Source organism: Streptacidiphilus neutrinimicus, from assembly GCF_000787815.1.
In the GTDB taxonomy this organism is placed as follows: Bacteria; Actinomycetota; Actinomycetes; order Streptomycetales; family Streptomycetaceae; genus Streptacidiphilus; species Streptacidiphilus neutrinimicus.
The window spans coordinates 8,475-27,216 of sequence record NZ_BBPO01000086.1 but is presented as its reverse complement, the minus strand read 5'-3'; the positions used below and the strand labels follow the sequence as shown (position 1 = coordinate 27,216).

The following is an 18,742-nucleotide window of genomic DNA, read 5'->3' as shown; positions in this document are numbered from 1 at the left end:
TCCGCGCCGCCGCTACTGGTCGACGTAGCCGAAGTCCCCGGCGGTCCAGGCGCTGACGTCCTTGATGGCGATCCGGTACATCCCGCCGGTCTCCGGGATGCCCACGTGCCCCTGGAGGATCCGCGCCAGGTGGAAGTGCAGGTGGGTGGGAGCCTCGGCGGCACCCGGCCCGGCCACGTCGGAGGTTCCCTTGAAGATTCCGGCGAAGGGCCCCAGGCGCTCGGAGTCGCGCAGGAGATCGGCGACGTGTTCTCGCCAGACTCCTTCCGGGACCAACCTGCCGGTGATGACGGCGCCGTGGACGAGCACGGTCAGCGGCATCTGATTGGTCTGCTCGGCTTCTACGGTAGCGGCGATCTCGACGAGCAGGGCATCAGGCATCGACATGCGGCCGATGCTACATCCGTGGCCCGGGCACGGTTGTCACGGGCGGCTCAGCCCGGCAGAGCGGCCAGCCAGTCGAGGAGGATCCGGTTGACCTCGGCGGGGCGCTCCTGCTGGATCCAGTGGCCGCAGCCGTCGAGGAGATGGGAGGAGACCAGCCCCGGCAGCGTCGCCGGAAAGGCGTCGATCGCGTCGGCCAGCCACACGGTGGAGGCGTCCAGCCGGCCGCCGACGAACAGCGACGGCTGGGTCACGGGGGCGCCGTCGAAGGCGGCGAGGTCCTCCCAGTCCCGGTCCATGGCGCGGTACCGGTTCAGCGCCCCCGTCAGGCCGGTCCGTTCGAACTCCCCGGCGTAGACGTCGAGGTCGTCCTCGCCGAGCCAGGCCGGCAGCCGCCCGGCGGGAAGCCGGTCGCGCAGCCTCCCGCCCCGGCCGACGAAGTGCGGGTCCGGGGCGCCCGGCGCGGGCATGGTGTCGCCGGACAGGGCCGCGTAGAAGCCCGCGAGCCAGCCGCGCACGTCGGGTTCGATCTCGGCCTCGGCCCGTCCGGGCTGCTGGAAGTAGGAGACGTAGAACTCCTCGTCCCCGCCCATCCCCGCGAAGATCTCGCTCGGCCGCGGTCCGCCACGGGGCGTGTAGGGGACGCTGAGCAGCCCTGCCGCGCGGAAGACGTCCGGCCGGATCAGGGCCGAGTTCGCCGCGATCGACGCGCCCCAGTCATGGCCGACGACGACCGCCGTCTCCGCGCCCAGGGCGTGCACCACCCGGACGTTGTCCTCCACCAGTTCGAGCATCCGGTAGGCGGCCGGGTCGGCGGGCCTCGAGGAGCGGCCGTAGCCGCGGACGTCCACGGCGACCGCGCGGTATCCGGCCTCGGCCAGCACCGGAAGCTGGTGGCGCCAGGAGTACCAGGACTCAGGGAAGCCGTGAACGAGCAGCACGAGCGGGCCGGTTCCCTGCTCCACCAGATGAATCCGGCCCGCCGAGGAGGCGACCAGGCGGTGGGTGACGTTCGTGGCGTGCGGTGGCATGAGCCCTCCGGAGCGTCGTTGTGCGGGCGCGACCACCTTCGGTCCGCCCGTGACTGACGCCCCAGCATGCTGCGGAAGGGTGCGCGGTAACGAGCGGTGTTGCCATTTCAGCAAAGCGTCCGGACCTGTCGCACGGCGCCGCGCGCACACTCCGCCCGCGTCGAACACGCCGTCGAAGCCTCCGAGTTCGCCGAGCGCTTCGCCGCCTTCAGTCACTGGAAGCCCAGTACTGCCCCCGCCACCTGAGCCCCGCATGGCTGAGGAAGCGATCCCGGTCAGCTCCCTCGCGCGGGTCTGCGAAACTCGTGCACCACCTGGATCTCACCGACGATGTGGGCGTTGAACTCGTCGAGCTCCTCGGCGGGGACCCACAGCTCGAGGATCGTCCGCCCGCCGGCCTCGGTGGCGGCCTCGGCGTAGTCGCGGGCTGCCTGGCGCAGGGCGTCGGCTACGGCGCCCGCCGCTGTCCCGGCTGATGCGGGGCTGGTGCGGTGGAGCATGCGGGTGATCTGGCTGCCCGTGATGGGCGGGTCGGTCACGGTCACGTGGTCCGACTGCCGGGCGAGGAAGGCCGGAGGCCGTCGGCGCCCATCTCCCCGGCCAGCATGGCTTGGACGGCGATCAGGTGGTCGGCGTGATGCTCGACCCACGGCGTGACCGCGTGGGATCCGCGCCGCCGACGTCGCCCCGACCACGCGGGCGATCCGCGCGGACGTCGAGCAGCCGCAGGGTTGACCTCGTCGGACGGACGCCCGGGACGGTCACAGATGGGCCTCGACGAAGCTGACGAACGCCTCATGGTCCTCCCCGGTCCACTGGCGGACCAGGTCGTACGCCGTCGCCCGGTCGGCCTGGGTCCAGCGCCTGACGGGCTTGCGATGGAGCGCGAGGAGCTTCAGCACGTTGGGCGGGAGCTGGCGCGCCGCGCGGGGCCCATCGTCCAGCCCCAAGGATCCGGGACCCTCCCTCTGCGGCGGACAGGAGTGGTTCGTCGGCGAGCGGGCATGCCTGAGCTCGGCGAACCCTGCTCGGGCGGTACGGGGGGAACCGCCCGAGCAAGGTGAAGCCGATCATGCACGACGGAGGGCGATCATGTCGAGCGGGACTGCGAAGAAACCTTCTTGACGGTCCGTCGGCCCGTGCCGCGCATCGCTCAGCGGGGGAGCAGGTCGACGTTGCCGTCGAGCTGCCAGAGCGGGTTCGGCACCGCCTTGCCCGCGATGACGATCAGGAAGTAGCCGTTCAGCTGGACCGGTCCGTCGCCGTCGGCGGTGTACCGCCCGTTCGCGCTGACGTTGAGTTGGTAGATGGCCTGGGCGGTCGCGTTGTAGCCGGGCACGTCGTACGAGACGGTGCAGCGCCAGTCGTTGCCCGATCCCGCCTGCGGACCGAGCCCCTCGCTCTTGTCGCAGGCGGCCGTGGCCTGCAACTGCGCCACCGTGACGGGGGGCTGGCGCATCTCCGCCTGCTGGTACCGGTAGAGGTGGGCGAACACGGTGGCCAGCGACCGCTGCACCTTGTCCTGGGTGATGCCCGAGCCTCCCGCGCCCGCGCCGGTGGCCAGGGAGACGACGCAGACCGTCGTGGCCAGCAGGCCCGCCAGCGGGAGGGCGCCCAGGGTCAGCACTCTGCGTCCCGCCCCGTCGTTGTTGAGGTTGGTGAAGTCCCGGCGCAGGAAGATCAGGTAGGCCAGGGCCGTCGCGACGACCGCCCAGACCAGGCTCACCGCGACTCCGATCAGCAGCGGTCCGAGCTGTCGGGGATCGGTGAAGAGGCCGTTCCAGGAGATGAAGGCGTAGCCCGGCAGCGCCAGGCGCACCGCGACCGGCAGCGGCAGCAACTGCGCGACCTGCATCCCGAGCGCCGCGAGCGTCGGCAGGAGCAGGCCCATGGGGGAGCGGCCCAGGGCGACGGAGCCGAGCAGTCCGATCGCTGCCAGGGCGAGCGTCGGCGCCAGCGCGCAGAGCCACGCCAGCAGCACGTCGCCGGCCGCGGCGGAGCCGCTGAGCAGGTGACCGTCCAGCCCGACCAGTGGCGCGTTCCCCTCCGCGAGCAGTCCGCCGAGCATGCTGGAGAAGGCCAGGCCCGCAACGAGCAGTCCGATCACGGCAAGGCTGGCGATCGCCTTGGCCGCGAAGATGCGGCGGTGCGAGCGGACCGCGACGAGCAGGTGGCGCCACGTGCCGAGCCGGTCCTCGCTCGCGAACACGTCTCCGGCGACCATGGACGTGACCAGCGGCAGCGCCCAGGTCCCGGCGACGCCGAGCACCACCAGCGACCCGGCCCAGCCGGTGGCGTGCATCCACCGGCCGAACAGGGTGTCCGCCGGCAGGGTGCTCTGCTCGTCGATGGCGAACACCAGAAGGCCCGGGCCGAGCCAGCAGAGCAGGATCAGCAGGCGCACCCGCCAGGCGGAGAACTGCTTGACCAGTTCGAGGCGGAGGATGCGGGTGACCGCGACCGGGCGCCTGCGTGGCGTCCCTGCCCCGGTGTCGGCCCCGGCCCCGGCTCCGTCGGCGGGGGCGGGGGCGACGGTTGCGGTCATCGGTCGGCCTCCTGCTCGGTGCGGGCGGGCTGTTCGGAGTGCTGTTCCATGCGGGCGGGCTGCTCGGTGCGGGCGGGCTGTTCGGTGCGGGCGCCCGGTTCGGTGCGGGCCGGGTGTTCGGTGAGGGCCAGGAACGCGGCCTCCAGCGGCGAGACCACGGGCGCCAACTCGCGCACCGCGACGTCCTCCCGCACCATCCGCGCGACGAGTTCGTCGACCGCCGCAACCCGTGCGCGCACGATGATCACGCCGGTGTCCGGCCGGGCCGCGGCGTCGGGGCCTTCGACGATCCGAATGCCGGGCGTGCCGGCCGCCACCGCGCGCGCGGCGGACGGATCCGAGGCGCGCAGCCGGTAGTCGAGTTCGCGGCTGTCGTCGGAGAGCTTCGCCACCGGGCCGGAGAAGACCACGCGCCCTGAGGACAGGATGGTGACCTCGGAGCAGAGCGCCTCCAGATCGTCCATCCGATGGCTGGACAGGACCACGGTGACGCCTTCGGAGACCAGCCGGCTGAGGACACCGTGCACGTGCTTCTTGCCGACCGGGTCCAGGCCGTTGGACGGCTCGTCGAGCACCAGCAGCCGCGGCCGGGTCAGCAACGCCGCTGCCAGCCCCAGCCGTTGGCGCATGCCGAGGGAGAAGCCGCGGACCTTCACATCGGCGACGTCGGCGAGCCCCACTTGCTCCAGGGACTCCTCGACGCCCGCCGCGGGCGCGTCGTCCGGACACAGCGCGGCAAGCGTGGCCAGGTTCTGCCGCGCGGTGAGGGTCGGGTAGAGGCCGGGCCCGTCGACGAACCCGGAGACGCCGTCGGGTGCGGCCAGCCCGCGTCCCACGGGGGCGCCGAGGATGTCCAGGCTCCCCTCGTCGGCGACGGCGAGGCCCAGCAGCAGGCCGAGCAGTGTGGTTTTGCCGGCGCCGTTCGGGCCGACCAGGCCGTGGATCTGACCCTGCGTCATACTCACGTCGACATGGTCGAGCGCGACGACATCACCGAAGACCTTGGTGATGCCGCGGCCCCTCACCGCAACGGGTGCTTCCATCGTCCATCCATCCCTCAACTGGAGCGGTGCCGGGTGGCGCACCGAGATGCGCCACCCGGTGGTTCCGCGATCAGGTCGACCGCGTCGGACTGGTTGGGCTCAGCTGACGTTCAGCGCGGTGTCGTCGAGCACGAAGGAGGTCTGGTACTCGGAGTCCTCCGCGCCGGTGAACTTCAGCGTGACCTGCTGGCCGGCGTACGAGCTCAGGTTGAAGCTGTGCTGCGTGTAGCCGGTGTTGTGATTGAGGTTGGAGTAGGTGGCCAGGGTGCCGAGGACCGTGCCGGAGCTGTTGAGCACCTGCACCTTGAGGGTGTCGTAGGCGGTGGTCGTCGTGGTCTCGGCCGTGTTGATGTGCAGCCAGAAGCTGAAGTTGTAGCTGCTGCAGCCGCTGGGCAGCGTGACGCGCTGGGACACGGTGTCGGTGGTGGTCTTGCCCCACCCGTCGAGCCAGGCGTCGTACGTACCGCTGTGCGGCGGCTCGGTGCTGCTGCTGTTGATCACCTCGACCGGGCTGTGCGTCGAGGTCACCGTCCACGGAGCGGTGTTGGAGGCGCCGTTCTCGAAGCCCGGGTTGCCGAGCAGCTGCGCCGCCTGGCAGCCGGTGCTGCCGGTGGGCGTCGCCGTCGCCTCGTTGCTCGCCGGACCCTCGCCCACGCCGTTCACCGCGGTGACCGTGTAGTAGTAGGTCTGACCGGGCGTCAGCCCGGTGTCGGTGCACGAGGTCACGGCGCCCAGGCCGCTGCAGCCGCCGCTGGTCACCGGTGTCTCACCGCCGCTGGTGGTGCCCCGGTACACCTTGTACGAGGTGATGTTCTCACCGCCGGTGTTGGACGGGGGCGTCCAACTCAGCGAGACCTGCCCGGTCCCGGCCGTCCCGGACAGGCCGGTGGGCGAGCCCGGCACCGTCGCGGCGATCGGATCCGCCGTGATGGTCACCGTCGAGGACGCGGAGTTGGCCGGCGACGCGCTGTCGGTGACGGTCAGCGTGGCGGTGTAGGTGCCCGCGGTGCTGTAGGTGTGGCTCGGGTTCTGGGACGTGCTCGTGCTCCCGTCACCGAAGTTCCAGCTGTAGTGGTACGCCGGGGTGCCGCCGGTGCCCGTGCCGGTGAAGGCGACGTTGAGCGGGACCTGTCCGGAGGTCGGCGTGGCCGAGGCGGTGGCCGCCAGCGGGTTGCCGACCGCGTTGACCACCGTGGTCACCTGCGACGTCGCGGTGTTGGCGGGGGAGGCGCTGTCGGTGACGGTCAGCGTGGCGGTGTAGGTGCCCGCGGCGCTGTAGGTGTGGCTCGGGTTCTGGGCGGTGCTGGTGGACCCGTCGCCGAAGTTCCAGCTGTAGGTGTACGGGGCCGTGCCGCCGGTCGCCGAGCCGGTGAAGTTCTCCGTCAGCGGCGCGTTGCCGGTGCTCGGGGAGCCGGTGGCGCTGGCGGACAGGGGGGTCGAGCCCTGGACCCAGAAGTCCTCGAGCGGGTCGCCCAGCGCCGACTGGTCGGCGGTCGTCATCGGGAAAGTGGACGGGCCGATGCTGTCGCTCGGGTTGATGACCCCGGAGTGCACGTTCTCCATCGTGCGCTCCATCGCCGCGAGCACGTTGGCGGTGGTGTACGCGACGTGGGAGACGTAGTGCTGCTTGACGTAGGCCGGGTTTCCGATCACGAGCAGCGGCACGCGGTAGGTGTTGCTGACGTGGTCCGCGCCGTTGTTGCCGTTCTGGGTGTCGTCCTCGGTGACGACGATCAGGGTGTTGTTCTTGTACGTCGGGTTGCTCATGATGGAGCTGACGATGTTGTTCGTCGCGGTGTCGTTACCGGGGATGTCCTGGTACGTACCGGGGTGGTCGTTGAAGAGCTCGACGTAGTTGTAGGCCGGCATCCCGTACTGGTTGATGAAGTTGAGGTAGTCGGACGACACCGTGCTGTCGGGGATGCTCTGGTTGTTGCAGGTGTACTCGTTGGTGTGCAGCTCTTCCGGGATGGTGGTGCCCGGCCGGTTCGGCGGCAGGACCTCGACCTTGCCGTCGGCCGGGTTCTTCCAGTAGCCGCTGCCGCTGTTGAGCATCCAGTAGATGTCGCCGTTCACGATCATCGTGTACGGGCTGGTGCCGCTGCTGGTGCCGGACGGCGCCGTGCAGGCGTTGGTGCCCTCATCCGTGGGACCGGAGTCGCTCTGCAGGAACCGGTCGAACTGGGTGCCGTTCGAGGGGTACGACTGCTGCTGGCTGCTGGACGAGGACTGCCCCGAGAACAGGAACCAGTGGTTGGGGCCGGACGGCGGCTGGACGCCGGTGCTGTACGAGTCGGACAGCGAGTAGGTCTTCGCCAGCTGGTGCAGGTTCGGCACGGAGCTTATGTGGTTGGTGCTCTCCACCTGCCCGTTGCAGCCGGCCGCGATCGTGGTGGCGCAGTCGCCGAGATAGTCGTCGAAGGTGTGGTTCTCGCGATAGATGATCACGAAGTGCTGGAACGGCGGGAAGTACGGCGCCGTCGGGTTCACCGCCGCGGTGGGCTGCCCCACGACCGACTGGTGGCCGGCCGTCTTCTGCACGACGCTCTTGTCAGTGATCTTGAAGTTCGCCGGCTGCGGGAACTTCGCGAACTCCACGCCGGGCGCCGCGAATTTCGCGCCCGTGCAGTCGAAGTCGTCCGGCTTGTAGTTCATGGGACGCTTTCCGACCGGCAGATTCTTGGCCTTGGCCGGGCTTGTCGACGGGTTCCATCCCCGCAGCGTGCACGACCCGACGCCGGAGGCCGGGTGCTTGCCGACTCCCTCGGCCGTGGCCAGCGAGGCCCCGCCGAGAGCGATGGCGGCGACTAAGGCCACGCTCGCCGATCTCTTCTTCCATTTCCTCATCGTTCGCCTCCGCGCGATGACGGTGCATGGTCAGGTGATTGCAAGCCGTATGGTCACCGTGAATCGCTGGCCGAGCAAGTAGATGCGCGTAGATTTTTCGTCTCCCGCCAGTTTTCTTCTGTCGTTCGTCCCGCTGTCGCCGGAAGGCCCGACGCAACCCGTGCCCTGGACGCCTTCGGGCCGGAGCCAGGCCCGAGCGAGCACTCCCGGTCGCCGAGTCGCGCCCGAGGCCCGGCCCGGTCGCACCGGTGCGGTCGGTGGCCCCTCTCGTCCAGGACGCCGCCGTCGTCCTGATCTCTGAATCCGTAGCTCCCATGGATCGCCTGAAAGCGCCGCGCACGGGCGATGCCCGCCCGTAGGATCGGCGCGACATTCCGTATACGACGGGGGATGGTTCCTGTGCGACAGCTCATCAGCGCAAGGCGATCGAGGACCACCGTAGTCGGGGCCGCACTGCTGCTCGCCGCCACCGCGTCCGGGCTCGGGCTCGGAGCGGAGACCGCGGCGGCTGCGCCGAGGACGGCACCCCTGGCGGCCGTCGCGGACCTGTCCGCGCAGCGGGTCGAGGTGGCCGACCAGGTGGCGGCGGCCAAGTACGGGACCACCAGCCCGATCGACGACCCGGGGCGCGAGGCCGTCGTGATCGCCGAGGCCGAGCGGCAGGCCACGGCGCTGGGCATCGACCCGGCGCCGGTCGCGAAGATCTTCCGCGACCAGATCGAGGCCAGCAAGGTCGTCCAGCGCGCCCTGCACGCCGAGTGGGACGCCGACCCGTCGCTCGTCCTGACCACCAAGCCCAGCCTGGCCACGATCCGGACCGAGCTCGACACCATCGACACCGAGCTCGTCCAGGCCGTCGCCGCGGCCGAGCCCGCTCTCCAGGCACCTGCGTGCGGCGGCCAGTTGACCTCCGCCGCAGTCCACGCCCGCCACGCGCAGCGCCTGGACGTGCTCCACTTCGCCGCCCTGCTCCGCGCCCTCCCGTCGGTCTGCGCGAGGCACATCCCCCTGAGCGTCCGGTCCGGTGAAGGCGGCTACCGCCTGCCGGGCCAGTTGCGCACCTCGCGTGCGCTCCTCCGCTGACAGCGAGGCGAACCGCGCCATCACATCGTCGGCGGCCTCCGAAGGGAGCTCGTCCCGCTCCGGGACGTACGGAACGTAGTCGCCTGCCGCTTCGGACTCGCGGAGCGGCACCGCGCCCAACTGCTGCACCACCAGCCGGGCAGTCTGCCCCGCACGAAGCAGCGGACCGTGGTGAATGGTCGTCAGCGGCACGCCGCGCAGTCGCTTGCCCAGCAACTCCGCCTGCCGTCGGCCGGTCTCGGTGAGCTCGCCTTCGTCCGGCGTGGCCTGACCGTGACGGGCGAGGTAGAGATATCGATCTTGCACGTCGAGGTCGACGTCCCCCGCTCGGCTCGCGGTTCCCACCTCTTCCTCGCGGTCCGTAGGGTGTGCGATGTGACGCGGACGATAACGAGCGCCCGGCCCCTGGCCGTCTTCGACCTGGACGGGACGCTGGCGGAGACCGGGCACCGACAGCACTTCCTGGAGCGGAAGCCGCGGGACTGGAAGGGCTTCTTCGGCGCTTTGCACCGGGATCCGCCGCTGGCGGAGGGGGTGCGGCTGGTGCGGGAGGCGACCGAGGACTGCGAGGTGGTGTACCTGACCGGCCGGCCCGAGCGGTGTCGGCGGGAGACGCTGGAGTGGCTTGCCCGGCACGGGCTGCCCGAAGGGCGGCTCTGCATGCGGGGTGACGCCGACCGGCGACCGGCGCGGGCGATGAAGCTGGAGGCGGTGCGCGACCTGCACCGGCGGCGCGAGGTCCGCGTGGTCGTGGACGACGACGAGCTGGTGTGCGACGCGGTCGAGCGGGCGGGGTTCCGCGTGGTCCGGGCTCGGTGGGCCAGTACGTCGCAGCAGGAGTCGACGGCCCTGCGGGACGCCCAGGAGCGCGACGGCAGGACCTGACCTTTCGTCCGCCGCGGGCAGGCCCGGCGTGGTGTCAGCCCAGGGCGCGGTCGAGGTTGAACGCGGCGCTGATCAGCGAGAGATGGGTGAAAGCCTGGGGGAAGTTGCCGAGCTGCTCCCCGGTGGGGCCGATCTCCTCGGCGAACAGGCCGAGGTGGTTGGCGTAGGTGAGCATCTTCTCGAAGGCGAGCCGGGCCTCTTCGAGGCGGCCGGCGCGGGCCAGGCCCTCCACGTACCAGAACGAGCAGATCGAGAAGGTGCCCTCGGATCCGCGCAGGCCGTCCGGGCTGGCGGTCGGGTTGTAGCGGTAGACCAGCGAGTCGGACACCAGGTCCTCGGTGAGCGCGTCCAGGGTGGAGAGCCACTTCGGGTCGGTCGGCGCGACGAACTTGGCCATCGGCATCATCAGCAGCGAGGCGTCCAGCTCGCCGTTGTCCAGGGACTGGACGAACGCGCGCCGTTCGGTCGACCAGCCGCGGCGCATGATCTGACGGTAGATCGCGTCACGGGACTCGCGCCAGCGGGGCAGGTCGGCCGGCAGCCCGCGGCGGTTCGCCATGCGCATCGCCCGGTCCAGCGCCACCCAGCACATGAGCCGCGAGTACGTGAAGTTCCTACGGCCCGAGCGGGTCTCCCAGATCCCCTCGTCGGGCTGGTCCCAGTGCCGGCAGAGCCAGTCCGCCACCGCGCCGACCTCCTCCCAGTCGGCGCTGCTGATGGGTCGGCCCCACTTGTCGTACAGGTAGATGGAGTCGATCATCGCCCCGTAGATGTCCAGCTGGAGCTGGCCGGTGGCGGCGTTGCCGACCCGGACCGGCGAGGAGCCGAGATGGCCCTCCAGGTGCGGCAGTTCGTACTCGGGCAGTTCGCTGCGGCCGTCGATGCCGTACATGATCTGCAACGGGCCGGTGGCGGCGCTGCTGCCCCGCATCCGTTCGCACAGGAACCCGATGAACGCCTCGGCCTCCGAGGTGAACCCGAGGCGCAGCAGGGCGTAGACGCAGAAGGCGGCGTCGCGGACCCACACGTAGCGGTAGTCCCAGTTGCGCTCGCCGCCGACCTGTTCGGGCAGGCTGGTGGTGGGTGCGGCGACGATCGCGCCGGTGGGCGCGTAGGTGAGCAGCTTCAGCACCAGCGCGGAGCGGTGCACCATCTCCCGCCATCGGCCGTGATAGCGCGACCCTGCCAGCCAGTGACGCCAGAACCGGACGGTCGCCTCGGCCTGGTCCTGGGCCTCGGCGCGCGGACACGACCGGGCCTCGACGTCGTCGCCGATCTGGTCGAGAGCGAAGACGTGGGACTCGCCCTCAAGGAGTTTGAAGTGGGACCGCACGTCCAGGCCGTCGCTCTCCAGCGGTGCGGTGGCGGTCAGGGCGAGGGTCAGGGAGGGGGAGCGGAACACCGCGACGCGGCCTTCCAGGTGTGCGGTGTGCTTGTCGGCGCCGTAGCCGAAGCGCGGCGCGACGCGTGCCCGGAACGGGAGGGCGCCCCGGACACAGAGCACCCGGCGGATGAGCCGGTGCCGGGCGCCCTCGGCCGGCCCGTCGGCCACGGGCATGAAGTCCTGGATCTCCGCCACGCCGTCCGCGGCGAAGAACCGCGTGATCAGCACGTTCGTGTCGGGGAAGTAGAACTGCCGGGTGCGGGTGGGGATCTCGGCGGCCAGCTCGAACGAGCCGCCGCGGTCGGCGTCGATGATGGACCCGAAGACGCTCGGCGCGTCGAACCGCGGGCAGCAGTACCAGTCGATGGTGCCGTCTGTCGCGACCAGAGCGGCCGTGTGGAGATCGCCGATCAGGCCGTGCTCGGAGATCGGTCGGTACCGGCCGCCGTACGCCTGCTCGACGCCCATCGTGTCGAACGCCATGCCGACCTCCCCGCCGCTGTGGCGCGGGCCCGGAGATGAAGCCTCCCTTTCATGCTAGAGGCAACGGGCCGAAGGGTCCGGGGACGAAGCGCTACCGCACCTCCTGCGTCCAGGCGTGCTTCAGCTGGGCGCGGAAGGCGGCGGGCTCGCGTCCGATCAGCCGGGCCAGGGTCGGGTCGACGGCGGTGAACTCGCCAGCGCGTGCCGCCGCGAAGATGCTCAGCAGCAGGTCGGCGATCGGGGCCGGGGCACCCTGGGCCAAGGTCTGCTCGCGGAAGGCGTCGTCGGGGACGACGGTGCGGGTGAAGGGACGCCCGGTGACCTGGGCGGCCGTCTCGGCGACGGCGTCGAAGTCGAGCGCCGCGGGGCCGGTGAGGGGCGGGGTCGGCCCCTCGAAGCAGCCCTCGTCGGTGAGGATCGCCGCGGTGGCCTCGGCGAGGTCGTTGTGGCCGGTCCAGGCGACGGGGCCGTCGGCGGGGAGGGCGATGCGGCCGGTGTGGCGGGCGGGCTCCAGGAAGTGCAGTGCGCTCGAGGCGTAGAAGCCGTTGCGCAGCGCCGTCCAGGGAAGGCCGGTGGCGCGCAGCAGGTCCTCGGTCCGGGCGTGGTCGCGGCAGGCCTGGAAACGGGAGCCGTGGGAGGCGCCCATCTGGCTGGTGTACAGGATGCGGCCGACCCCGGCCTTCACGGCGGCGTCGACGGCGTTGCGGTGGCCGGTGACGCACTCGTCGCCCGTGCGGTCGAGGGAGACGAGCAGGAGCTGCTCGGCGCCCTCGAAGGCGTGGACGAGCGAGGCAGGGTCGTCGAAGCTGCCCTGCCGGACGCGGACGCCGCGGTCAGCGAGGTCCTGGGCCTTGCGGGGGTCGCGGACGCTGACCCCGACGCGGTCGGCGGGCAGGCGTGCAAGCAGGTGCTCGACGGTGCGGCGGCCGAGCTTGCCGGTCGCTCCGGTCACGATGATCACGGGGTTCTCCCAAGGTTGTTTCCAGTGGAATCACAGAGACGATATCACTGATACTCACGCTGGAAGCAAGTTCTCGATATCATCGATACATGGCCCCGCGCGACACCACCGACAGCCCCCGCCTGCGCATCGTCGAGGCGGCCGTCGGCCTGCTGGAGAGCGGCGGTCCGGACGCGGTGAGCACCCGCGCGGTCGCCGCCGCGGCCGGGATGCAGCCGCCGGCCATCTACCGCCACTTCGGCGACAAGGACGGGCTGCTGGAGGCGGTCGCCGAGCACGGCTACGAGCTGTTCCTTGAGAGCAAGCGCGCCCAGTTCGACGACACGCCGGAGGATCCGGTGGCGGAACTGCGTCGCGCCTGGGACCTGGTGGTGGAGTTCGGGGTCTCCCGCCCCGGGCTGTTCGCCGTGATGACCAGGGCCGCCGGCTCGAGCTCGCAGGACGCGCACCGCGCGGGGCTGGAGATCCTCCACGGCCGGGTGCGCCGGCTGGCGGCCGCCGGGTGGCTGCGGGTCGGCGAGGAGCTGGCGGCCCAGATCATCCAGGCCACCGGCCAGGGCGCCGTCGTCACCTGGCACTCCACCCCCGCGGACCGCCGCGATCCGGCGCTGCTGACTGTCCTGCGCGAGTCCATGGTCGCCGCCGTCACCCGTGCCGAGCCGGCGGTTCCCGCCGCCGAGTCCGGTCCCGCCGCGGCGGCGCGAGCGCTGCGCGCCGCCCTCCCGGACGACGCCGACGTGCTGACCGAGGCCGAGCAGCACCTGCTGCGCGAGTGGCTCACCCGCCTGGCGGCGCAAAGCTGACGCCTCGTTCGGGTCAAGGGGCGGCAACACGCCGCCGTCCGCCGTAGAGCGGGTAGCGTGCAGCTGAGCCGGGTCGGCCTCCTGAACGCCGACTCCGTACGAGGAGGACCACTGTGCGCTACACACACCTGGGAGCCACCGGCCTGGAGGTCTCGCGGATCTGCGTCGGCTGCATGAGCTTCGGGGAGCCGGATCGGGGCAACCACGCCTGGACGCTGTCGGAGGAGCCCAGTCGCGAGATCATCCGCGCCGCGCTCGACGCCGGGGTGAACTTCTTCGACACGGCCAACGTCTACTCGGACGGCTCCAGCGAGGAGATCGTCGGGCGGGCGCTGAAGGACTTCGTCCCGCGCGAGGAGGTCGTCATCGCCACCAAGGTGCACGGCCGGATGCGCCCGGGGCCGAACGGCGCCGGGCTCTCGCGCCGGGCGATCCTCGCCGAGATCGACAACAGCCTGCGCCGCCTCGGGACGGACTACGTCGACCTCTACCAGATCCACCGGTGGGACCGGCACACGCCCGTCGAGGAGACCATGGAGGCGCTGCACGACGTGGTCAAGGCGGGGAAGGCCCGGTACATCGGGGCCTCCTCCATGTACGCCTGGCAGTTCGCCAAGGCCCAGTTCACCGCCGAGCGGAACGGCTGGACTCGGTTCGTCTCCATGCAGAACCACTACAACCTGCTCTACCGCGAGGAGGAGCGCGAGATGCTGCCGCTCTGCGCGGATCAGGGCGTGGGCTCCATCCCGTGGAGCCCGCTGGCCAGGGGGCGGCTGACCCGCCCCTGGGACGCCTCGACCGCACGCTCGGAGACCGACGAGTTCGGCAAGAGCCTCTACCTGGAGAGCGACCGGACGATCGTCGAACGGGTTCAGGAGGTCGCAGGCAAGCGCGGGGTCTCCGCGGCGCAGGTCGCGCTGGCCTGGATCCTGCGCAACCCGGTGGTCTCCGCGCCGATCGTGGGCGCGACCAAGGTGACGCACCTTCAGGATGCGATCGCCGCAGTGGACTTGCTCCTCGACGACGCGGAGGCGGACTTCCTGGAGGAGGCCTACGCCCCGCACGCGACGGCGGGCTTCGCGTAAGATCGATCACCTTGTCGCGGATCGCGGGGTGCACGGTGCATGAGTTGATCCTTCGTCATGCATCGCAGCGCGCCGACGAGATCGCCCTCGCTGACGCCGACGGGGCGGTGAGCTACGGGTACTTGGCGCAGCGCACCGCGCACGCGGCCGGCAATCTCCGCGTCGAACGCGGCAGTCGGGTGGCGCTGTACCTGGACGACGCGGTGGCCGCGATCACGGCCACCCCGGGCGTCAGCCGCGCCGCCGCCGTCGGCGTCCCGCTGCACGCGCGGAGCGTGAACGACGAGCTCCGGTCCCGGCTGGAGGACAGCGGGGCCGGGGCGGTGGTCACCGACCGCGCGCACCTGGCGCAGGTCCGGCGGGTCGCCGGGGTCCCGGTGGTGACCGTGGACGACCTGCTCGGGCCCACCGCCGCGCCACCACGGGACGACCTCGACCCGGACGCGCCCGCCTGGCTCCACTTCACGTCCGGGACGCGCCATGGCTGCCGAACTGCCGGTCCGCGCCGCCCTCGGGCTCGACGAGCCCGCTCTGGCGGCGATGGGCGCGTACACGCCCCTCTTCCTGGGCCGTCAGGAGGAGCCGACCGTGCCGACGCTGCACCTGTGCGCCGGAGAGGTGCCGGGCGACGACCACTCGATCCTCGACGAGCACGTCGTGACGACGGCCGAGGCGATCCGGACCTGGCTCTCCCGGACGGTGGCACCGGAGGCATGAGCGACCCCAGGGCCGCGGGCGTTCCCGCTCAGGGGTCCTGTGCCTGCGGGTCCTCGCGGGCCCCGGATTCGCGCCGGGCGGCGTCGCGCAGGTGGGCGGGGGCGAGCGCGCGAAGGGCGTGGTAGCCGGTCAGCACGACGATCGTGCCGAGGGAGATGCCGCCCAGGGTGAAGTTCTTGCTGATGTGCATCGTGACGCCGCCCGCGCCGATGATGATGCCGGTGGCGCAGGGGATGAGGTTGACGGGGTTGGTGAGGTCGACCCGGTTGCGGATCCAGATCTGGGCGCCCAGCAGGCCGATCATGCCGTAGAGGACGACGGTGATGCCGCCGAGGACCCCGCCGGGGATCGCGGCGACGACGGCGCCGAACTTGGGGCACAGGCCGAACAGCAGCGCGAAGCAGGCGGCGGCCCAGTAGGCGGCGGTGGAGTAGACGCGGGTGGCGGCCATGACGCCGATGTTCTCGGCGTAGGTGGTGGTGGCGCCACCGCCCACGGCGGTCGAGAGCACCGTGGCGGCCCCGTCCGCAGCGATCGCCGTGCCCATCCGCGCGTCGAGGTCGGCCCCGGTCATCTCGCTGACCGCCTTGACGTGCCCGGTGTTCTCGGCGATGAGGGCGATCACGACGGGGAGGGCGACCAGGACCGCCGAGGCGGAGAAGTGCGGCGCGTGGAAGTCGGGCAGGCCGATCCACTTGGCCGGGCCGACCGCCGACAGGTCGAGCCGCCAGTGGTCCGTCACCTTCCCTGAGCCGTCGTCGGAGTGGATCCTGCCGAGGATCCGGTCGAGGCTCCACGACAGCGCGTAGCCGAAGACCAGGCCCAGGAAGATGGCGATCCGCGCGGCGAAGCCGCGCAGCGCGACCAGGAAGAAGCCCGTCGCCAGCATCGTCGCGAGCGCGGTCCACTGGTCCTGCGGCCAGTAGGTTCCCGCGGTGACCGGAGCAAGGTTGAACCCGATCAGCATCACCACCGCGCCGGTGACTGCGGGCGGCAGGACCGTCTGGACGATGTGGGCTCCGCCCCGCTGCACGATCACGCCGAACAGCGCCAGCACCAGGCCCACGACCAGCATGGCTCCGGTGATCGCGGCGGTCGAGCCGCCCTGGGCCCGGATCGTCGCCGCGGCTCCGACGAAGGACAGGCTCGCGCCCAGGTAGCTCGGGATCGCCCCGCGGGTGATCACCAGGAAGAGCATGGTGGCGGCGCCGGACATCATCACGGTCAGGTTGGGATTGAGTCCCATGAGGATCGGGGCGACGTAGCACGCGCCGATCATCGACGCGACGTGCTGGGCCCCCAGGCCGATGGTGCGTCCCCAGCTCAGCCGCTCCCAGGGCTTGACGACCTCGCCGGTCCGGATGTGCTTGCCGTCGCCGTGGAGGGTCCAGCCGAACGTGGGCATGGGTGCGTCACCGCTCTCGTCGCTCTCCGCTCGGCCGCATTCGTGCAAAACGGATCATTACATATCGAGAGGGGTGTAATCGTTCACATCGATGACGGCTCTTCAGCGGGTGGCTCGGCGGGGGCTGCGGTCCCTTCCCCGCAGGGACCGCAGCCCACCCGGTGACCGCGCCGACCTGGCCGCCGCGGTGGGCGGCGCGCGGCGCCATCGACGAGGTGCGCGCCCTCGACGGCGCCTGCCGCTGCGTGGCCCGTCTCGGCGACAGCCGGGCCGCCGTCGCGGACCTCGGCAGGGCCGTCGCGCTTTACCGCGGCCTGGGGCCGAGACGGCCGGGGCGGGCGCCTACCTGACGGCACCGGAGGAGGCGGGCCACGTCGCGGCGCGGCGGGGCTGAGCAGGTCGGCGGCACGCCCGAACGGTCGTCCGCGAACGGGCTGCCGCCCGCAGGGCGGTGCGTCAGATCAGCTCCTCGCGGGCGGCCTGGACGCCGGCCTGGAAGCGGGTCCGGGCGCCGCAGCTGTCCATGAACTCGCGGACCAGCCGCTGCACGGTCCGGGTGGAGACGCCCAGCTTCCGGGCGATGCTCTCGTCGGTGAGCCCCGCCGCGAGGAGCGTGAGCAACTCGCGGCGACGGCGCAGCGGTTCGGCCAGCGCGTCGGCCGCCCGGTCGCCTCCGCCGGCCCCGGCCCGCGACGGCGGGTCCGCCTCCGGTTCCCGTTCCTGCTCGGGCTGGGCCCGGGGGATGCGCATCGCCTGCGACCAGCAGAGCGTGAACAGCCGGGAGAGCGCGTCCAGCAGCGAGCACCGCCGCACCACCAGGGCGCTGTCCAGGACGGTGCCGGTGCTCACCGGCAGGAGCGCCCAACGGTCGTCCACCAGCGCCAGTTTGAACGGCAGCGTGGGCAGCATCCGGGACTGCTCGCCCAGTGCCATGCAGTCGCGGATCGCCGCCAACTGGCGCGCGTCGCGCACCGCTTCATGCTCGTAGATGACGTCCACCCGTACGCCCCTGCGCAGCACGACCGCCTCGTCCTGCGGGGTGGACACGAGGACGTGGGGGGCCTTGTCGAGAATCCGCAGGGAGCCGCGCGCGCCGGACTGGAGCGAGCGCCAGCATGCGGCGATGGACTCGCGGCCGCTGACGACCTCGATCAACTCCTCCGGCCTGGCAGCCCGCTGGCCGTGGCGGTAGCCGCGCATCAGCTCCTCGACCCGCCCGCGCAGCCGGACCAGCTCGGCCTCGCGGCCGCGCACGAGCGCCTCGAGCGCGATGTCAGGCGCGGTGGCCCGCCACACGCCGCCCGCGGCGTCGTGCGTGTCGTGCACGTCGAGCGGCCCATGGCCGCCGTGGCCCGACCCGTGGCCGAGGTGCCCGTCGTACCTGGTGGTACCGCCGGTCCCGCCGTATTCCGAGCGGTAATCGCTTCCGTCGTGCAGGAGGTGGGGGCCGGGGCCGTCGTCGGGGCAGTGCCTGCCTCGCCCGTGCTCCGGGCTGGGGCCCGGTCCCGGGCGCATGCTGTCCTCCGTGGCGAGGCCGAGCGCGGCGAGCGCGGCGAGGCGCGCCCGGACCAGCGACGCGGGTATGCCGAGCCCCTCGCCGAGGTCGGCGACCGTTCTGCCGGGCTCCGCCAGCAACCGCAGGTAGAGCGCCTCCTCGGGGCCTGAAAGCCCCACGCAGTCCAGCAGCGCCGCCGTGCCCATGGTCGACCCTCCGCCCTTCGTGCCCGAACGCGGCGCCTCGCGTGGCATGTTCTCGCCATTTCGGGTTTCCGAACCGATTTGCGCCTTACGTCACCGCCTCACCTCACCACACCATGGGCGCCACGCCACCCCCACTGGTGGGGGGTGTCGTCCCGCCAGGTGTCGGTACGTCAGTAAACGATCCACCAAGGAGAGTTAATGACTTCAAAGACGAGTGCGCGCCGCGGCCCGGCGCGCCTCCGCCGTCTCGCCGTCGCGATATGCGCGACGGCCGGCGTCGTGGCCGTGGCCCTGCCTGCGACGACCGCCGAGGCGGCGACGCCCGCCGGTCGGCACCACCACGGCCCCTCGTTCGCCGGCGGCGTCTGGGGCGGCTATGTCGCCC

At 71.7% G+C, this 18,742-nt stretch carries 17 protein-coding genes and 2 pseudogenes; 7 read left to right on the top strand and 12 right to left on the bottom strand.

Features of this window, described 5'->3' with window-relative positions; translation table 11 throughout:
- Positions 1–12: 12 nt before the first annotated feature.
- The 7 genes from TR48_RS33360 to TR48_RS46510 all read right to left on the bottom strand — a co-directional run bounded on the left by TR48_RS33360 (position 13) and on the right by TR48_RS46510 (position 7,820).
- Positions 13–387, bottom strand: a complete 375-nt coding sequence (locus tag TR48_RS33360) for a GvpU-like protein (protein ID WP_042374185.1) — start codon at positions 385–387, stop codon at positions 13–15.
- A 47-nt stretch (positions 388–434) separates the two neighbouring features.
- A complete protein-coding gene (locus tag TR48_RS33355; protein ID WP_042374183.1) occupies positions 435–1,415 on the bottom strand; it encodes an alpha/beta fold hydrolase in 981 nt (326 codons plus the stop codon).
- A 275-nt stretch (positions 1,416–1,690) separates the two neighbouring features.
- The gene (locus TR48_RS45030; protein WP_201777190.1) at positions 1,691–1,954 is read right to left on the bottom strand and encodes a hypothetical protein; all 264 of its coding nucleotides are present in this window, start codon (positions 1,952–1,954) and stop codon (positions 1,691–1,693) included.
- A gap of 222 nt (positions 1,955–2,176) precedes the next feature.
- Positions 2,177–2,365: a hypothetical protein gene (locus tag TR48_RS33345; RefSeq protein WP_042374180.1), complete on the bottom strand. Its 189-nt coding sequence runs from the start codon at positions 2,363–2,365 to the stop codon at positions 2,177–2,179.
- 203 nt (positions 2,366–2,568) lie between these two features.
- Positions 2,569–3,960: an ABC transporter permease gene (locus TR48_RS33340; protein ID WP_042374179.1), complete on the bottom strand. Its 1,392-nt coding sequence runs from the start codon at positions 3,958–3,960 to the stop codon at positions 2,569–2,571.
- Positions 3,957–5,003 carry an ABC transporter ATP-binding protein gene (locus TR48_RS33335; RefSeq protein ID WP_084729968.1) on the bottom strand — a complete coding sequence of 349 codons (1,047 nt, stop codon included), beginning with the start codon at positions 5,001–5,003 and terminating at the stop codon, positions 3,957–3,959. Before TR48_RS33335 ends, TR48_RS33340 begins: the two co-directional genes overlap by 4 nt.
- Positions 5,004–5,102: 99 nt before the next feature.
- Positions 5,103–7,820: a PKD domain-containing protein gene (locus tag TR48_RS46510; RefSeq protein WP_161789953.1), complete on the bottom strand. Its 2,718-nt coding sequence runs from the start codon at positions 7,818–7,820 to the stop codon at positions 5,103–5,105.
- 429 nt (positions 7,821–8,249) lie between these two features.
- On the opposite strand from TR48_RS46510, the gene TR48_RS33320 reads away from it, so the two are divergent.
- Positions 8,250–8,933, top strand: coding sequence for a chorismate mutase (locus tag TR48_RS33320; protein ID WP_063771121.1), 684 nt, complete (start codon positions 8,250–8,252; stop codon positions 8,931–8,933).
- Here TR48_RS33320 and TR48_RS41165 read toward each other — a convergent pair.
- Positions 8,844–9,239 (bottom strand): annotated as a pseudogene (locus tag TR48_RS41165) (histidine phosphatase family protein); the annotation flags it as partial. The gene TR48_RS33320 and the pseudogene TR48_RS41165 overlap by 90 nt on opposite strands.
- 69 nt (positions 9,240–9,308) lie before the next feature.
- On the opposite strand from TR48_RS41165, the gene TR48_RS33315 reads away from it, so the two are divergent.
- On the top strand, positions 9,309–9,818 hold the full coding sequence (locus TR48_RS33315; protein ID WP_042374192.1) for a phosphatase domain-containing protein: 510 nt from the start codon (positions 9,309–9,311) through the stop codon (positions 9,816–9,818).
- 34 nt (positions 9,819–9,852) lie between these two features.
- On the opposite strand, the gene TR48_RS33310 is transcribed toward TR48_RS33315, so the two are convergent.
- Both TR48_RS33310 and TR48_RS33305 read right to left on the bottom strand, forming a co-directional pair.
- Positions 9,853–11,685, bottom strand: coding sequence for a glycoside hydrolase family 15 protein (locus TR48_RS33310; protein WP_042374177.1), 1,833 nt, complete (start codon positions 11,683–11,685; stop codon positions 9,853–9,855).
- A gap of 91 nt (positions 11,686–11,776) precedes the next feature.
- Positions 11,777–12,646, bottom strand: coding sequence for an SDR family oxidoreductase (locus tag TR48_RS33305; protein WP_042374176.1), 870 nt, complete (start codon positions 12,644–12,646; stop codon positions 11,777–11,779).
- Positions 12,647–12,735: 89 nt separating this feature from the next.
- On the opposite strand from TR48_RS33305, the gene TR48_RS33300 reads away from it, so the two are divergent.
- From TR48_RS33300 to TR48_RS46020, 4 genes and pseudogenes are all read left to right on the top strand, one after another.
- Complete coding sequence (locus TR48_RS33300; RefSeq protein ID WP_042374175.1) at positions 12,736–13,449, top strand: TetR/AcrR family transcriptional regulator; 714 nt, start codon at positions 12,736–12,738, stop codon at positions 13,447–13,449.
- A gap of 113 nt (positions 13,450–13,562) precedes the next feature.
- Entirely contained in the window at positions 13,563–14,534 is a 972-nt protein-coding gene (locus tag TR48_RS33295; RefSeq protein ID WP_042374173.1) for an aldo/keto reductase, read from the top strand.
- Between the two features lie 35 nt (positions 14,535–14,569).
- A pseudogene (locus tag TR48_RS46715) lies at positions 14,570–14,998 on the top strand (AMP-binding protein); the annotation flags it as partial.
- Positions 14,999–15,014: 16 nt separating this feature from the next.
- Positions 15,015–15,251, top strand: coding sequence for an alpha/beta hydrolase family protein (locus TR48_RS46020; RefSeq protein WP_042374170.1), 237 nt, complete (start codon positions 15,015–15,017; stop codon positions 15,249–15,251).
- 28 nt (positions 15,252–15,279) lie between these two features.
- On the opposite strand, the gene TR48_RS33280 is transcribed toward TR48_RS46020, so the two are convergent.
- Positions 15,280–16,656: a uracil-xanthine permease family protein gene (locus TR48_RS33280; RefSeq protein WP_042374169.1), complete on the bottom strand. Its 1,377-nt coding sequence runs from the start codon at positions 16,654–16,656 to the stop codon at positions 15,280–15,282.
- 456 nt (positions 16,657–17,112) lie between these two features.
- On the bottom strand, positions 17,113–18,357 hold the full coding sequence (locus tag TR48_RS33270; protein ID WP_052443262.1) for a helix-turn-helix domain-containing protein: 1,245 nt from the start codon (positions 18,355–18,357) through the stop codon (positions 17,113–17,115).
- A 198-nt stretch (positions 18,358–18,555) separates the two neighbouring features.
- Here TR48_RS33270 and TR48_RS43830 point away from each other — a divergent pair.
- A partial coding sequence (locus tag TR48_RS43830) for a hypothetical protein (protein WP_042374167.1) occupies positions 18,556–18,742 on the top strand: 187 nt, incomplete at its 3' end.

What these genes read in the sequence shown, in the direction of transcription:
- TR48_RS33360 (WP_042374185.1), bottom strand. Translation starts at nt 387, where the DNA reads ATGTCGATGCCTGATGCCCTGCTCGTCGAGATCGCCGCTACCGTAGAA.
- TR48_RS33355 (WP_042374183.1), bottom strand. Translation starts at nt 1,415, where the DNA reads ATGCCACCGCACGCCACGAACGTCACCCACCGCCTGGTCGCCTCCTCG.
- TR48_RS33340 (WP_042374179.1), bottom strand. Translation starts at nt 3,960, where the DNA reads ATGACCGCAACCGTCGCCCCCGCCCCCGCCGACGGAGCCGGGGCCGGG.
- TR48_RS33335 (WP_084729968.1), bottom strand. Translation starts at nt 5,003, where the DNA reads ATGGAAGCACCCGTTGCGGTGAGGGGCCGCGGCATCACCAAGGTCTTC.
- TR48_RS33310 (WP_042374177.1), bottom strand. Translation starts at nt 11,685, where the DNA reads ATGGCGTTCGACACGATGGGCGTCGAGCAGGCGTACGGCGGCCGGTAC.
- TR48_RS33300 (WP_042374175.1), top strand. Translation starts at nt 12,736, where the DNA reads ATGGCCCCGCGCGACACCACCGACAGCCCCCGCCTGCGCATCGTCGAG.
- TR48_RS46020 (WP_042374170.1), top strand. Translation starts at nt 15,015, where the DNA reads ATGGCTGCCGAACTGCCGGTCCGCGCCGCCCTCGGGCTCGACGAGCCC.
- TR48_RS33280 (WP_042374169.1), bottom strand. Translation starts at nt 16,656, where the DNA reads ATGCCCACGTTCGGCTGGACCCTCCACGGCGACGGCAAGCACATCCGG.
- TR48_RS33270 (WP_052443262.1), bottom strand. Translation starts at nt 18,357, where the DNA reads ATGGGCACGGCGGCGCTGCTGGACTGCGTGGGGCTTTCAGGCCCCGAG.